Raw genomic sequence first — 13629 nt, forward strand, 5'->3', positions numbered from 1 at the left:
CCCTTCGCCGATCGGCCCCGGGCCCGGCGGCGCTCCGCCGGGGTGGGCGTCAGGACGTGGGGGTCTCCGCCGCGCGGATCGTGTCGCGGAAGGCGCGGGCGGTCGTGCGCAGCGCGGTTTCCGGGTCCACCCCGGCCGCCTCCGCCTCGGCGGCCAGGGCCAGCAGCCGGGCGCCGAAGTCCCCGGGGCCGGTGGGTGCGGGGAGTTCGGCCGGGAGGCCGGCCGTGCGGGCGCGGCCCGCCAGCTTCGCGGCCAGCGCCAGTCCCGGCTGGCTCAGCGGGATGCCCTCGGTCACCGACTCCCGCCGCTTCTCCTCGGCCTTGGTGCGCAGCCACAGCTTCCGTACGTCCTCGGGCGTCTCGGCGTGCTCGTCGCCGAAGATGTGCGGGTGCCGGTGGACCAGCTTGGCGACCAGGCCGCCCGCCACGTCGTCCACGTCGAACGGCTCCTCCGCGTCCTCCTGCGCGATCCGCGCGTGGAAGACGACCTGGAGCAGGACGTCGCCGAGCTCCTCGCGCAGCTCGGTGCGGTCGCCCGCCTCGATCGCCTCGACCAGCTCGTACATCTCCTCAAGACCGTGCTTCGCCAGGTCCCGGTGGCCGCGCGTGGAGGACCAGGGGCACTCGCCGCGGATGCGGTCCATCACCTGCACCAGGTCGAGCAGCCGGGCACCGGGCAGGTCGTACGCGCCGGGCAGCAGTTCGAGCGCGGGCATGGTGTGCCGTCCGGAGCCGGCGAGGGCGGCCAGCTCGTCGGTGAGCCGCCGTTCGCCGTCCGCGCCCGCCAGCACCACGACCGTACGGCCGCCCGCGCACTCCTCCAGCAGCCCGGCGCCGCCCGGGGCGGCGCCCGCCACGGTGACCCCGGCCTCTTGGAGATAGGGCAGCAGTGGGTGGCCGCCGTCCCGCGCGTACACGCGGTCGGCGGCGCGCAGCAGCTGCCAGGCGGGCCAGGACAGCAGCCCGGGCGCCACCCGGTGGCTGGTGGTGAGCAGGACGATACGGCCGGGGCCGGCCGGGGCGGAGTCGGTCACCCGTCGAGCGTAACCGCCTGCTGATCACGGTCGGCGGTCCGCAGCCAGGGCTCCTGGAGGTCCACCAGGGAGACGGTCTGGGCGTCCCAGGTGCCGTACCGGGGGTTGATGTCCACCCCGACCTCCTGCGCCGTCTCCGCGAGCAGCGCGCCGACCTTCTCGCCGCCCAGCGGGTCCGTCAGGACGCCGAGTTCCTCGGCGATGCCCTGGATCTGGAGGTTGCTGCGCAGCACGTCGTCGATCTGGCCGGAGGTCAGCGGCAGGCCGCCCTGCCCGCTGAGGGCGCTCTGCGCCAGCGCCTCGGGGCCGCCCGCGTTGGCCTCGGCGTCCGCGCGCGCCTCCTGCACCTGGCGGCGGGTGACCTCCACGCCCTGGGACTGGGCGGCGCGGTCCACGACCTGGAGGTACACGAGGAAGTTGACGGTCTCGCGGGTGAGCGTGCTGCTGGTGGAGATCAGCTCGTCGGCGTCGGGCTGCTGGCGCTGGGCGGCGCGCACCGCCTCGACGTGGCCCTGGACCTGGGAGATGGAGATCCGTTCCCCGCCGACGACGGCTGCCGCTCCCGGATGGGCGCCGGTGGAGCACCCGGTCAGCAGGGGCGCGGCCACCAGCAGGGCGGCGGCGGTGACGGACAGGGCAGTGGTGCGGCGCTTCATTGCGGCTCCCCGCGGGGTGGCGTGGTGTCCGGTTCGGGTCGGATCGATCTTAAGCAGGCCGCACGGTGGTGACTACCCTGCGCAGCGCGGCTTTCCACCCGGTCCCGCCCCGGCCGGGAACGGTTCAGCCCTTGGCGAGCCGCCGGATCACCGGGGCGACGCGCTTGCGGCCGACCTGGTAGAGGCCGCCGGCGCCGCGCCGGATGAGGCGGCGCACGGCGGTGGGGGCGCGGTCGTGGCTGGGCGGCAGTGCCTTGCCGTCCAGGCCGAGTCCGCGCCGGGACAGCAGCGTCTCCAGGTAGTCGGCGGCGCTCTGCGGCGTGTAGTAGGGGTGGGTGGGCGCCCGGGTGCCGGGGGCGGTGGCACGCAGTTCGGCGATGCGGGCGCGGGCGGCGGCGTACGGGTCCTGGTGGCCGACGCCGCGGCTGGCGGCCCACCCGGGGTCGACGGCGGGGATGAGGCCCTTGTCGAGTTCGGCCCAGGAGGCGAGCAGCCCGGAGTGGATGAAGTAGTGGTTGCCGTGGGCCTCGCGCACCCCGTAGTCGGTGAGGATGGCGGTGGGGATGCCGCGGTGGATGGACTCCATGGCGGCGGTGGAGGAGACCGTGACCAGCAGATCCGTTCGGTCCAGGACCTCTCCCATGTCGCCGTAGACGAGGGTGAGGTTGGCCGGCGGGTTCGGCAGTTCCTCGTACAGCGACTGGTACGAGTGGCGTTCGGTGTGGGTGACGGCCTCGCCGGGGCGGTTGCGCAGCTTGATGAGGACCTCGCGGTCCGGGTGCAGGCGCGCGTGCCGGGCCAGCTTCTCCAGCATCCCGAACCGGGCGGCGCGGGTGCCGGGTACGGAGGGCTGGACGGCGAAGGTGACGGTGAACGGCCGGGCGCCGGTGGGCTGCCGGTCGCGTCCGTGGGTGCCGAAGACGGCGGGCGGGTCGTACGGGTCGCCGCCCAGGAAGGGCAGGCCCGCCTCCACGATGTCCTCGGGGTCGGCGCCGATGCTGCGGTAGACGGAGCGGAAGCGTTCCGCGTCGTGGGCGCAGTTGGCGAGTATCAGGTCGGAGCCGACCCGCAGCAGCAGCCCGTCGACCAGGTTCTCGTAGACGACGCCCACATAGCCGGTGACGAGCAGCGGGCGGTGCGGGCTGCCCTCCCAGGCCACGCCGAGGGAGTGGATGAGGGAGAGCACCGTGCCGCCCGTGGTGCCCAGCACCACCAGGTCGGCGGTGTGCACGGCCGGATCCTCGAGCAGTTCGACGCAACTGACGACGGCGGTGGTGTCGGGCACGATGCCCACCTCGGCGATCTGCCGTTCGGTGGGGGTGGTGGCGACGGCCAGGAAACGGGCGTCGATCGCGTGCTCGGGGGCGATCCGGCGGGCGACCGACGCCGCCCATTTCCAGCGGCTGTCGGAGTCGGCGAGGACGACGACGCGTGGGGTTCCGCTTCCCATCTCTTTTCTACGTTTCCCTTCGATGGGACGCGAGGTCCTCGGTCGTGCTGGGCGCCGTTCCTGTCTACACCGGCCGCGCGACGTCGAGTTGGCGTTCAGGTGAACCGGAGGTGGCGCCCTTGTCGGCGCCGGGCCCCGGGTCGCGCGGCGCGGGGGCCGTCCCGGTCCTGAACAGCCACCCGATCCGGGGCTGCACGAGGGGCCGCAGCAGCCACCGTACGGGCGGGGTGGCCAGCGCGGTCGCCAGCGCGAGGGCGAACAGCAGCAGTGCTGCCTGCTCGGGCCAGGGGCCGACCCAGTCGACGCCGTAGCGCTCCAGCAGCGGGCGCAGCATCAGGGGGTGCAGCAGGTACATGTACAGGCCGCCGGCGCCGAGGTAGCTGATGACGGGGAGGTGGCGGCGGGGGACGAGACGGATGAAGGCGAGCGCGACGACGAAGCCGACGGCGAGGGCGCCGGCCCGGGTGACCCAGGCGAAGGGGGCGTCCAGCAGGTGGCCCTGGCCGTAGGGGCCCTTCATGGACAGCCAGCCGAGTTTCACCTCGTGCCGCACCACCCAGGCGATGACGAGGGTGGCGGCGATGACGCCCAGCGCCGCGTACCGGCTCCAGCGGGCCACCATGGCGTCGCGGAACCAGCCCTGCCGCAGCCGCCAGCCGAGGAGGAAGAACGGCAGGAAGGTGAAGGTGCGGGAGAGCGAGAGGTAGGCGCCGATGTCGGCGATGTAGCCCACCAGCAGCGCCACGAACACGGAGGTGGCGAGCGGGTACCGCAGCTGGGCGAGGTAGGGCAGGGCGGCGCGCCAGCACAGCAGGGAGAGCAGGAACCACAGCCCCCAGCCGGGTTCGGCCGTGTAGAAGGTCCACTCGCCGCCGTCGTAGTGGTGGCGCTGGAGGCTGTGGAGGAGTCCGATGGCCAGGTAGGGCACGAGGACGGACTCGATGAGGCGGCGGGCCTCGCGGGGGGTGAGCGTGTCGGCGCGCGAGAAGTAGCCGGCGACCATGACGAACACGGGGACCCGCATCGCCCAGGAGGCGATGTACAGCCAGCGCAGTCCGTCGCGGTCCGCGACGGAGTCCATCACATGCCCGAAGACCACGAGGACACCCGAGAAGTACCGGATGTTGTCCCAGTGCGGGTCGCGGCTGGCTCGGCGGGCGCGGGACCGCTGCCGGGGGATGGGCAGGCGCATGGGGTGACCTCGGGTGACGGGACGGCGGGAGGGGGCCGGGGGAGGCTAGCGGGGCGGGGGCGTCGTTGGATGCACGGCGGGGAACGGGGGGATGAACGGGACGCACCGGTCGGGGGAAGCCCCTAGGTGGCGGGCCGGCGAGGTCGTTCCGCAGGGCGACGACGGGTGCGGGCGGGGCTTCTAGCCTGAGGTGCGGAGCGGGACCAAGGGTTGTGAGGACGGGGGAGGGCGGGGCATGACGGTGCTCAGGACATCGGTGCGCAACTTCATGGCCCACAAGGGCCGGATGGCGCTGTCGGGGATGGCGGTGCTGCTGTCGGTGGCGTTCGTGTGCGGGACGCTGGTGTTCACCGGGACCATGACGACCACCTTCGACAAGCTGTTCGCCCGCACCGCCTCCGATGTGATGGTCGGTCCGGTGGAGCGGCCGGGCGGTGGGGGTTTCGACGTTCCCTCGGCGGTCGGCAAGCCGGACACGGTGCCCGCCGCGCTGGCGGCGGAGGTGGCGGCCGTTCCGGGGGTGGAGCGGGTCACCGGCACGGTCTCCTCGCCGCTGGTGGTCGTCGTGGACGCGGCGAACGAGAACATCGGGCCGACGACGGGCGCGCCGACCATCGCGAGCGCCTGGTCCGAGGTGGAACTGCGTTCGATGGAGGTGCGGGAGGGGGCGCCGCCGCGCGGGCCGGACGAGATCATGGTGGACGCCGACACGGCGGGCAAGAAGGGCCTGGCGGTGGGCGATCCGCTGCGGGTGCTGACCGCCTTCGGCGACTTCCCGGTGCGGATCAGCGGCATCGCGGCGTTCACGGTCACCAACCCGGGCGCGACGGTCCTGTACTTCGAGGGGCCGGTGGCGCGGCAGGTGCTGCTGGGCGGCGAGGACGCGTACACCGAGCTGTACGTCGACGGGGACGGGTCCCGTACGGACGAGGAGCTGCGGGACGCGGTGGCGGCGGCGGTCGGCGCGGAGGACTACCGGCTGCGCACGGCACAGGAGTACGCGGACGACAGCAAGGACGCCATCGGCGAGGTGATGTCGGTGGTCCAGTACGTGCTGCTGGGCTTCGCCGGGATCGCGCTGCTGGTCGGGGTCTTCCTCATCGTCAACACGTTCTCGATGCTGGTGGCGCAGCGCACCCGGGAGATCGGGCTGCTGCGGGCGATCGGCTCGGGGCGGGGGCAGGTCAACCGCTCGGTGCTGATCGAGGCGCTGCTGCTGGGGCTGATCGGTTCGGTGCTGGGGTTCGGGGCGGGGATCGGCCTGGCGGTGGGGCTGATGGTGGTGCTGCGGGAGTTCGGCATGAACCTCAGCACCGACGATCTGACCATCGGATGGTCGGTGCCGGTGAGCGGGGTGGTGCTGGGCACGGTGGTGACGCTGCTGGCCGCGTACATCCCCGCCCGCCGGGCCGGGAAGATCACGCCGATGGCGGCGCTGCGGGAGGCCGGCACCCCGGGGGACGTCCGGGCCGGCCGGGTGCGGGCCGCGGTGGGCGGCGTGCTGGCGCTGGGCGGGCTCGGGCTGCTGGCCGCCACCGCCACGGTGGAGGCCGCCTCGCAGGGCTGGGGGTATCTGGCGCTGGGCATCGTGCTGAGCCTGCTCGGCCTGATCCTGGTGGCCCCGGCGCTGGTCGGCCTGGTGGTACGGGTGCTGGGCGTCCTGCTGCTGCGGGTCTTCGGCCCGGTGGGACGGCTGGCGGAGCGGAACGCGCTGCGCAACCCCCGCCGTACCGGGGCCACCGCCTCCGCGCTGATGATCGGATTGGCGCTGGTGTCGGCGCTGTCGGTGGTGGGCGCCTCGATGGTGTCCTCGGCGACGGACGAGATCGACCGGTCGGTGGGTGCCGACTTCATGGTCAGCCCGGTCGACTTCGGCCCGGTGCTGCCGGACGTGGGCGCCGCCGTGGCGGGCGTGCGCGAGAGCGACGGCGGCCCGCTCGCCTCCGTCACCGAGTACCGGATGCTGTCCGCCGAGATCACCACGGCCGACGGGCGGGTGACGGAGCGGCAGCTGTCCGCCGCGCAGCCCAGCATGCTGACGGACCTGACGGTGGGCACGGTCGCCGGCGACCTGGAACGGGCGTACGAGCCCGACGGCATCGCCGTCGACGCGGACGCGGCGGCCGAGCTCGGGATCGGCGTCGGTGACGAACTGACCGTGGCCTTCGAGCGGGGCGCGAGCGCCGTGCTCACCGTGCGCGCGATCACCGAGAAGTCCACCCTGGAGGGCGGCACCTGGGCCCTCTCGCTGGAGACCGCGCGGGCCCATGTACCGGACGAGGCGCTGCCGCTGCCGCTGATGCTGTTCGTCACGGCGCAGGACGGGCGGGCGGACGAGGCCCGCACGGCGCTGGAGACGGCGCTGGAGCCGTACCCGCAGATGGAACTGCTCGACCAGTACGAGCTGAAGAAGCAGATCCGCGCGCAGATCGGGCAGTTGCTGAACATGGTGTACGGACTGCTGGCGCTCGCCGTCATCGTGGCGGTGCTGGGCGTGGTGAACACCCTGGCGCTCGCGGTGGTGGAGCGCACCCGGGAGATCGGGCTCATGCGGGCGATCGGGCTCTCCCGGCGGCAGCTGCGGCGGATGATCCGGCTGGAGTCGGTGGTGATCGCGCTGTTCGGCGCGCTGCTGGGGACCGGGCTCGGGCTGGCGTGGGGCGCCGCGGCGCAGCGGCTGATGGCGCTGGAGGGGATGCCGGTGCTGGAGATCCCGTGGCCGGTGATCACGGCGGTGTTCGCGGGCGCGGCGCTGGTCGGCCTGGTGGCGGCGCTGGCCCCGGCGTTCCGGGCCGGGCGCATGAACATCCTGACCGCCGTCGCCACCGAGTAGCCGGCCGGGGTACGGGGTCGGGGTGCGTCGGGGCCGGTCGTGAGCGTATGGTGTACGCTTTTCGGCCGTGCCCCGTCCCCGCTCCCTGACCCCGCACCAGCTCGCCACCGCGGCGCTCACCGTCATCGACCGCGACGGCCTCCCCGGCCTGTCCATGCGCGCGGTGGCCACCGAACTGGGCATCGCCACCATGTCCCTGTACCGCTACGTCCCGGACCGCCAGGCCCTGGAACGGCAGGTGGTGGACCTGGTGCTCGGCACCGTCCACACCGCGCCCCCGCCCGGCGAACCCTGGCAGCGGCAGCTCGCCCAACTCCTGGACCGGGTACGCGCGGCGGTCGCCGCACACCCCGGGGTGGTCCCGCTGACGGTCAGCCACCGGCACACCTCCGCCGCCGTCCAGCTGTGGTCGGAGGCGGTCCTGCGCGTCCTCACCTCCGCCGGCTTCACCCCGCGCCGCCGCGCCCTGGCCCTGCGCGCCCTGCTCGCCTACCTGACCGGCGCCCTGCAGAACGAACACCTGGCCCCGCTCTCCGGCGAGGCCACCACCGCCCTGGCCGACCTGCCGCCCGAGGCCTACCCGCTGCTGTCCCGCACCGCGACCGAGGCCGCCCGGGTCCCGGCGGCGGAGGAATTCCACGCCGGCCTGGACCTCCTCCTGGCGGGCCTGAGCGCCGCACCCCGTTGACGTGTCCCGCGTAGCAGAATCGATTCGGGTCGCACCGGCGGATTTCATGATGGAGCGAGGCGACATGGCAGACGAGTCCGGCGGGAGGACGACATGACGGTTGCCCCCGAGCGCACGGACCAGCTCGTGGTGACGCGCCCCAAGACCCTCATGGATCTGGCCGAGCTGACCAACGAGCTGCTGCCCGGCTACCGTTCGGAAATCCTCGAAGGGCAGCTCGTCGTGAATCCCCCCGTGGACGGGCCCCACGGCTCCTCGCTGACCGGCCTGACGCTGGCGCTGGCCTCGTTGCACGGTGGTGAGACCCGGGTCACCCAGGCCATCGGGCTCTGGCTGCCCACCGGCCGGGAGGACCACGCGGCTCCCGACCTGGCGGTGGTGGACGACGACTACCAGGACCACCTCGTCGGCCACAACTGCTACCGGCCGTCCGTCTTCCGGATGGTCGTCGAGATCACCTCCTCCAACTGGCGCGACGACCTGGAGCGAAAGCGCGCGGCGTACGCCGAGGCCCAGGTGCCCGTCTACGTGATCGGCGACCGCAAGCACGGCAGGGTCCTCGTGCTCACCGACCCGGTGGGTGGCGAGTACCGCACCCGGTCCGTGTACCGGCCGGGGGAGTCGCTCGTGCTCCCCGAGTCCATCGGAGCGAAGATCGAGATCGAAGCGGATCTGCTCCTCAAGCGCTGAACAGCCAGCGCACCCGCGTGTCGCCCTCCGGGGTGCCGTAGGCCGTCACGCTCAGGCCCGACTGCGAACGGGTCAGCGCCGGGGCGTGGTCGGGCGGGGACCACTGAAGGGTGTGGTCCGCCGAGCTCTCCGGCGCGGTCGGCGGGTGGTGCAGGGCCGCCGTGTCCAGGCCGTGCTGCTCGGTCAGCCAGTCCTCGAAATCCGGGCCCCGCACCGTGAAGACCGCCGCGAAGTCCGCCGCCCGGCGCGCGCAGCGGGCGTCCGCGACCTCCTGCGGCGGCTCGAAGCCGGCCGCCGTGTACGCCTCCTCGCAGGAGCTCTCCCGCCAGCCGCCCGCCACATGGTTCACCGCGCGGTCCAGGTACCACTGGCCGGCGAACGCGGTCAGCGTGATGCCCAGGGCGATCGCCGCCAGGGTGCCGAAGGCGGGCGGGCGCCCCGGTCTGCGGCGGCGCGTGCGCGCATACGTGCCCGGCTGCCTGTACACACGACCACCCCGTAGTTCCGAACGTGAAACGACCCACAGGGTTCGTTCCCCGTCCCCGCCCCTTCTACCGTCGGTCACCAGGTGTATCCATCCGCTTGCACGATGCACCCATTTGGGTGGAGGTGTGGAGGCGTAGGCTGGGGGAAACCCGGTGCGCTGCGCGTACCGGGCTGTTGTGCGTGCCTGCCCGCCCCGTGACCGGACCGGATGGACCTCCATGAGCCTGCACGGCCTGCTCGATGCCGTCGTCGAAGACCCCGCCCTCGCCGAGGCGGTCACCGCCGCGCGCGCCGGCACGCGCCGGCAGGTGGATCTCGTCGGACCGCCCGCCGCCCGGGCGCTGTCCGTCGCCGCCCTGGCGCGCGGCGCCGGACGTACCGTGCTGGCCGTCACCGCCACCGGTCGGGAGGCCGAGGACCTGGCCGCCGCGCTGCGCTCGCTGCTGCCCCCGGACGGCGTCGTCGAGTACCCCTCCTGGGAGACGCTGCCGCACGAGCGGCTCTCGCCGCGCGCCGACACCGTCGGCCGCCGGCTCGCCGTCCTGCGCCGCCTGGCCCACCCGAGTGCGGAGGACCCGGGCGCCGGCCCCGTCTCCGTCGTGGTCGCGCCGATCCGCTCCGTGCTCCAGCCGCAGGTGGCCGGGCTCGGTGACCTGGAGCCGGTCAGCCTGCGGGGCGGGCAGAGCGTCCAGCTGGAGCGCGTGACCGCCGCGCTCGCCGCCGCCGCGTACCAGCGGGTGGAGCTGGTCGAGAAGCGCGGCGAGTTCGCCGTGCGCGGCGGCATCCTCGACGTCTTCCCGCCCACCGAGGAGCACCCGCTGCGGGTGGAGCTGTGGGGCGACGAGATCGAGGAGATCCGCTACTTCAAGGTCGCCGACCAGCGGTCCCTGGAGATCGCCGAACACGGCCTGTGGGCGCCGCCGTGCCGTGAGCTGCTGCTGACCGACACCGTACGGGAGCGGGCCGCCGTGCTCGCCGAGGAGCACCCGGAGCTGGGCGAACTGCTCGGCAAGATCGCCGAGGGCATCGCGGTGGAGGGCATGGAGTCCCTCGCCCCGGTTCTGGTCGATGACATGGAGCTGCTGCTGGACGTCCTGCCCGCCGGGGCGATGGCCGTGGTGTGCGACCCGGAGCGGGTCCGCACCCGGGCGGCCGACCTGGTCGCCACCAGCCAGGAGTTCCTGATGGCCTCCTGGGCGGCCAGCGCCGGCGGTGGGGACGCGCCCATCGATGTCGGCGCCGCCTCGCTGCGCGGCATCGCCGAGGTGCGCGAGCACGCCGCCGAGCTGGGCATGCCGTGGTGGACGGTCAGCCCGTTCAGCGCGGACGCCACCGCCGAGGACGACACCGTCCGGCTGGGGCTGCGGGCCGCCGAGTCCTACCGGGGCGACACCGCGCGGGCGCTCGCCGACACCAAGGGCTGGCTGGCGGACGGCTGGCGTGTCGTCTACCTCACCGAGGGCCAGGGCCCGGCCTCCCGCACCGCCGAGGTGCTGTCGGGCGAGGGCATCGCGGCCCGGCTGGCGGCCAGGGGCCTGCCGGGCGAGATCGCGCCCGCGCTGGTCCATGTGGCCTGCGGCGCGATCGAGCACGGCTTCACCGATCCGGCGCTGCGCCTGGCGGTTCTCACCGAGACCGATCTCACCGGCCAGAAGGCGGCCGGCCGCGACGGCGCCCGGATGCCGGCCCGCCGCCGCAAGACGCTGGACCCGCTGACCCTGGAGGCCGGCGACTACATCGTCCACGAGCAGCACGGGGTGGGCCGCTACATCGAGATGGTGCAGCGCACCGTGCAGGGCGCGACCCGCGAGTACCTGCTGGTGGAGTACGCCCCGGCCAAGCGCGGCCAGCCCGGCGACCGGCTGTTCGTCCCCACCGACCAGCTGGAGCAGGTCACCAAGTACGTGGGCGGCGAGGCGCCGACCCTGCACCGGCTGGGCGGCGCGGACTGGACCAAGACCAAGGCGCGGGCGAAGAAGGCGGTCAAGGAGATCGCCGCCGACCTGATCAAGCTGTACTCGGCGCGGATGGCGGCCCCCGGGCACGCCTTCGGCCCGGACACCCCCTGGCAGCGGGAGCTTGAGGACGCCTTCCCGTACGCCGAGACCCCCGATCAGCTCACCACGATCGGGGAGGTCAAGGAGGACATGGAGAAGTCGGTCCCGATGGACCGGCTGATCTGCGGCGACGTCGGGTACGGCAAGACCGAGATCGCGGTGCGTGCCGCGTTCAAGGCGGTGCAGGAGGGCAAGCAGGTGGCGGTGCTGGTGCCCACCACCCTCCTCGTGCAGCAGCACTTCGGCACGTTCTCCGAGCGGTACGCGCAGTTCCCGGTGGCGGTGCGGGCGCTCTCCCGCTTCCAGTCGGAGTCCGACTCCAAGGCGGTGCTCGAAGGGCTGCGCGAGGGGTCGGTGGACGTGGTGATCGGCACCCACCGGCTGTTCTCCTCGGAGGTGAAGTTCAAGGACCTCGGTCTGGTGATCGTGGACGAGGAGCAGCGGTTCGGCGTCGAGCACAAGGAGCAGCTGAAGAAGCTGCGGGCCAACGTGGACGTGCTGACGATGTCGGCGACGCCGATCCCGCGCACCCTGGAGATGGCGGTGACCGGCATCCGGGAGATGTCGACGATCACCACGCCGCCGGAGGAGCGGCACCCGGTGCTGACGTTCGTCGGCCCGTACGAGGAGAAGCAGATCGGGGCGGCGCTGCGGCGTGAGCTGCTGCGCGAGGGCCAGGTCTTCTACATCCACAACCGGGTGGAGTCCATCGACCGGGCGGCGGCGCGGCTGCGCGCGATCGTGCCGGAGGCGCGGATCGCCACGGCGCACGGGCAGATGAGCGAGTCGGCGCTGGAGCAGGTGGTGGTGGACTTCTGGGAGAAGAAGTTCGACGTGCTGGTCTCGACGACGATCGTTGAGTCCGGTATCGACATCTCCAACGCCAACACCCTGATCGTGGAGCGCGGCGACACCTTCGGGCTCTCGCAGCTGCACCAGCTGCGCGGCCGGGTGGGCCGGGGCCGCGAGCGCGGCTACGCGTACTTCCTGTACCCGCCGGAGCGTCCGCTGACGGAGACCGCGCACGAGCGGCTGGCGACGATCGCCCAGCACACCGAGATGGGCGCGGGCATGTACGTGGCGATGAAGGACCTGGAGATCCGGGGCGCGGGCAATCTGCTGGGCGGGGAGCAGTCCGGGCACATCGCCGGGGTGGGCTTCGATCTGTATGTGCGGATGGTCGGCGAGGCGGTGGCGGACTACCGGGCGACGCTGGAGGCCGGTGGCGGCGAGCCGGAGGAGGCGCCGCTGGAGGTGAAGATCGAGCTGCCGGTGGACGCCCATGTGCCGCACGACTACGCGCCGGGTGAGCGGCTGCGGCTCCAGGCGTACCGCTCGATCGCGGCGGCGACGACGGAGGAGGACATCGCGGCGGTGCGCGAGGAGCTGACCGACCGCTACGGTCCGCTGCCCGAGCCGGTGGAGAACCTGCTGCTGGTGGCGGGGCTGCGAATGCTGGCGCGGTCCTGCGGGGTGGGGGACATCACGCTCCAGGGCAACAAGATCCGCTTCTCGCCGGTGGAGCTGCGCGAGTCGCAGGAGCTGCGGCTGACCCGGGTGTACCCGGGGTCCGTGGTGAAGCGGGCGGCGGGGCAGGTGCTGGTGCCGCGCCCCGCGACGGCGAGGGTCGGCGGGAAGCCGCTGACGGGGCGGCAGCTGCTGGCGTGGACGGGCGAGTTCCTGACCACGATCCCGGGGTCCTGACCCAGGAGCGCACGAGCACGCGGAAGGAGCCCGGGGTACGTACGCGCCGTACGTACCCCGGGCCCCTCGGCGTCCGCCCGCCGCTCCCTCCGTTCAGCGGCGGGCGGACGCCAAGGGGCGGCGCCTCAGAGCTCGAACTTCCAGACCGCTTCCTCGTCGAGGAGGTCGGAGATCTCGACGGTGAAGGACGTGCTGCCCGGGGGAAGCGCGAAACCGTACTCGGCGGTGACGGTGACGCCCGGGTCGACCTTGCTCTGGAAGCCCATGCTGATGTCGCCGTCGTAGATGTCCTCGACCTCGATGCCGTTCTCGTCGTAGGCGAACGGCATGATGAAGGCGGTCTCCAGGCGCTCGGTGCCCGTGTTCGTGAGGGTGAACTCGACCTTGTAGGCGTCGTACTCGTCGGCCTCGATGAACGCGTACTCGCCCGGGGCGAAGGCTTCGGGGGCCTCCGCGCTGATCTCGATCCCGCTCTCCTCCCACACCGCCATGTCGTCGACGGTGAAGTAGTCCGAGCCGCTCCCGGCCGCCGCGTCGTCCGCCGCCTCGTCCTCCCCGGTGTCCTGGTCCGGGGTCTCCTCCTGCGTCGTGTCGCTGTCCGCCGGGGTCGCCGCCCCCTCGTTCTTGGTCGGCTTGTCCTCGCCGCAGGCGGTCAGCGCGCCCATGGCCAGGGTGACGGCCGCGAGTCCGGCCAGGGCCTGGATCCGGCGGCGGCGGAAGGAGGTACGGGGCTGCTGCGGCGTGGCGGTGGCGGTCATGACGGGTCCCCTCCCAGGGTGTTGTCCCGGCTCTTCGTGAACCGATGGCGTAACTACAACACAGCCTGTGAACCGAGTCAAC

Annotated in this window: 10 protein-coding genes; 4 read left to right on the forward strand and 6 right to left on the reverse strand. The window is 73.1% G+C overall.

Annotated elements, in window-relative coordinates:
- Positions 1 to 49 precede the first annotated feature (49 nt).
- The 4 genes from H7827_RS18995 to H7827_RS19010 form a co-directional block, all read right to left on the reverse strand.
- Positions 50 to 1033 carry a nucleoside triphosphate pyrophosphohydrolase gene (locus tag H7827_RS18995; protein WP_432746668.1) on the reverse strand — a complete coding sequence of 328 codons (984 nt, stop codon included), beginning with the start codon at positions 1031 to 1033 and terminating at the stop codon, positions 50 to 52.
- A complete protein-coding gene (locus tag H7827_RS19000; RefSeq protein ID WP_386539266.1) occupies positions 1030 to 1689 on the reverse strand; it encodes a SurA N-terminal domain-containing protein in 660 nt (219 codons plus the stop codon). Before H7827_RS19000 ends, H7827_RS18995 begins: the two co-directional genes overlap by 4 nt.
- Positions 1690 to 1813: 124 nt before the next feature.
- Positions 1814 to 3139, reverse strand: a complete 1326-nt coding sequence (locus H7827_RS19005) for a DUF6716 putative glycosyltransferase (protein WP_432746669.1) — start codon at positions 3137 to 3139, stop codon at positions 1814 to 1816.
- Positions 3140 to 3203: 64 nt separating this feature from the next.
- Positions 3204 to 4331: an acyltransferase family protein gene (locus H7827_RS19010; protein WP_432746670.1), complete on the reverse strand. Its 1128-nt coding sequence runs from the start codon at positions 4329 to 4331 to the stop codon at positions 3204 to 3206.
- A gap of 235 nt (positions 4332 to 4566) precedes the next feature.
- Here H7827_RS19010 and H7827_RS19015 point away from each other — a divergent pair, with 235 nt between their 5' ends.
- From H7827_RS19015 to H7827_RS19025, 3 genes are all read left to right on the forward strand, one after another.
- A complete protein-coding gene (locus tag H7827_RS19015; protein WP_432746671.1) occupies positions 4567 to 7164 on the forward strand; it encodes an ABC transporter permease in 2598 nt (865 codons plus the stop codon).
- Between the two features lie 67 nt (positions 7165 to 7231).
- Positions 7232 to 7852, forward strand: a complete 621-nt coding sequence (locus H7827_RS19020; protein ID WP_432746672.1) for a TetR/AcrR family transcriptional regulator C-terminal domain-containing protein — start codon at positions 7232 to 7234, stop codon at positions 7850 to 7852.
- 93 nt (positions 7853 to 7945) lie between these two features.
- A complete protein-coding gene (locus tag H7827_RS19025; protein ID WP_432746673.1) occupies positions 7946 to 8542 on the forward strand; it encodes a Uma2 family endonuclease in 597 nt (198 codons plus the stop codon).
- On the opposite strand, the gene H7827_RS19030 is transcribed toward H7827_RS19025, so the two are convergent.
- Positions 8532 to 9029, reverse strand: a complete 498-nt coding sequence (locus H7827_RS19030) for a hypothetical protein (protein ID WP_432746674.1) — start codon at positions 9027 to 9029, stop codon at positions 8532 to 8534. The two genes, H7827_RS19025 and H7827_RS19030, sit on opposite strands and share 11 nt — an antisense overlap.
- 217 nt (positions 9030 to 9246) lie before the next feature.
- Here H7827_RS19030 and mfd point away from each other — a divergent pair, with 217 nt between their 5' ends.
- Positions 9247 to 12789: a transcription-repair coupling factor gene (mfd, locus tag H7827_RS19035; protein ID WP_432746675.1), complete on the forward strand. Its 3543-nt coding sequence runs from the start codon at positions 9247 to 9249 to the stop codon at positions 12787 to 12789.
- Positions 12790 to 12914: 125 nt separating this feature from the next.
- Here mfd and H7827_RS19040 read toward each other — a convergent pair whose 3' ends face one another.
- Positions 12915 to 13547, reverse strand: coding sequence for a hypothetical protein (locus H7827_RS19040; RefSeq protein ID WP_432746676.1), 633 nt, complete (start codon positions 13545 to 13547; stop codon positions 12915 to 12917).
- Positions 13548 to 13629 lie beyond the last annotated feature (82 nt).

It is taken from the genome of Streptomyces sp. JH002 (assembly GCF_050916115.1).
GTDB classification, from domain to species: Bacteria; Actinomycetota; Actinomycetes; order Streptomycetales; family Streptomycetaceae; genus Streptomyces; species Streptomyces xiamenensis.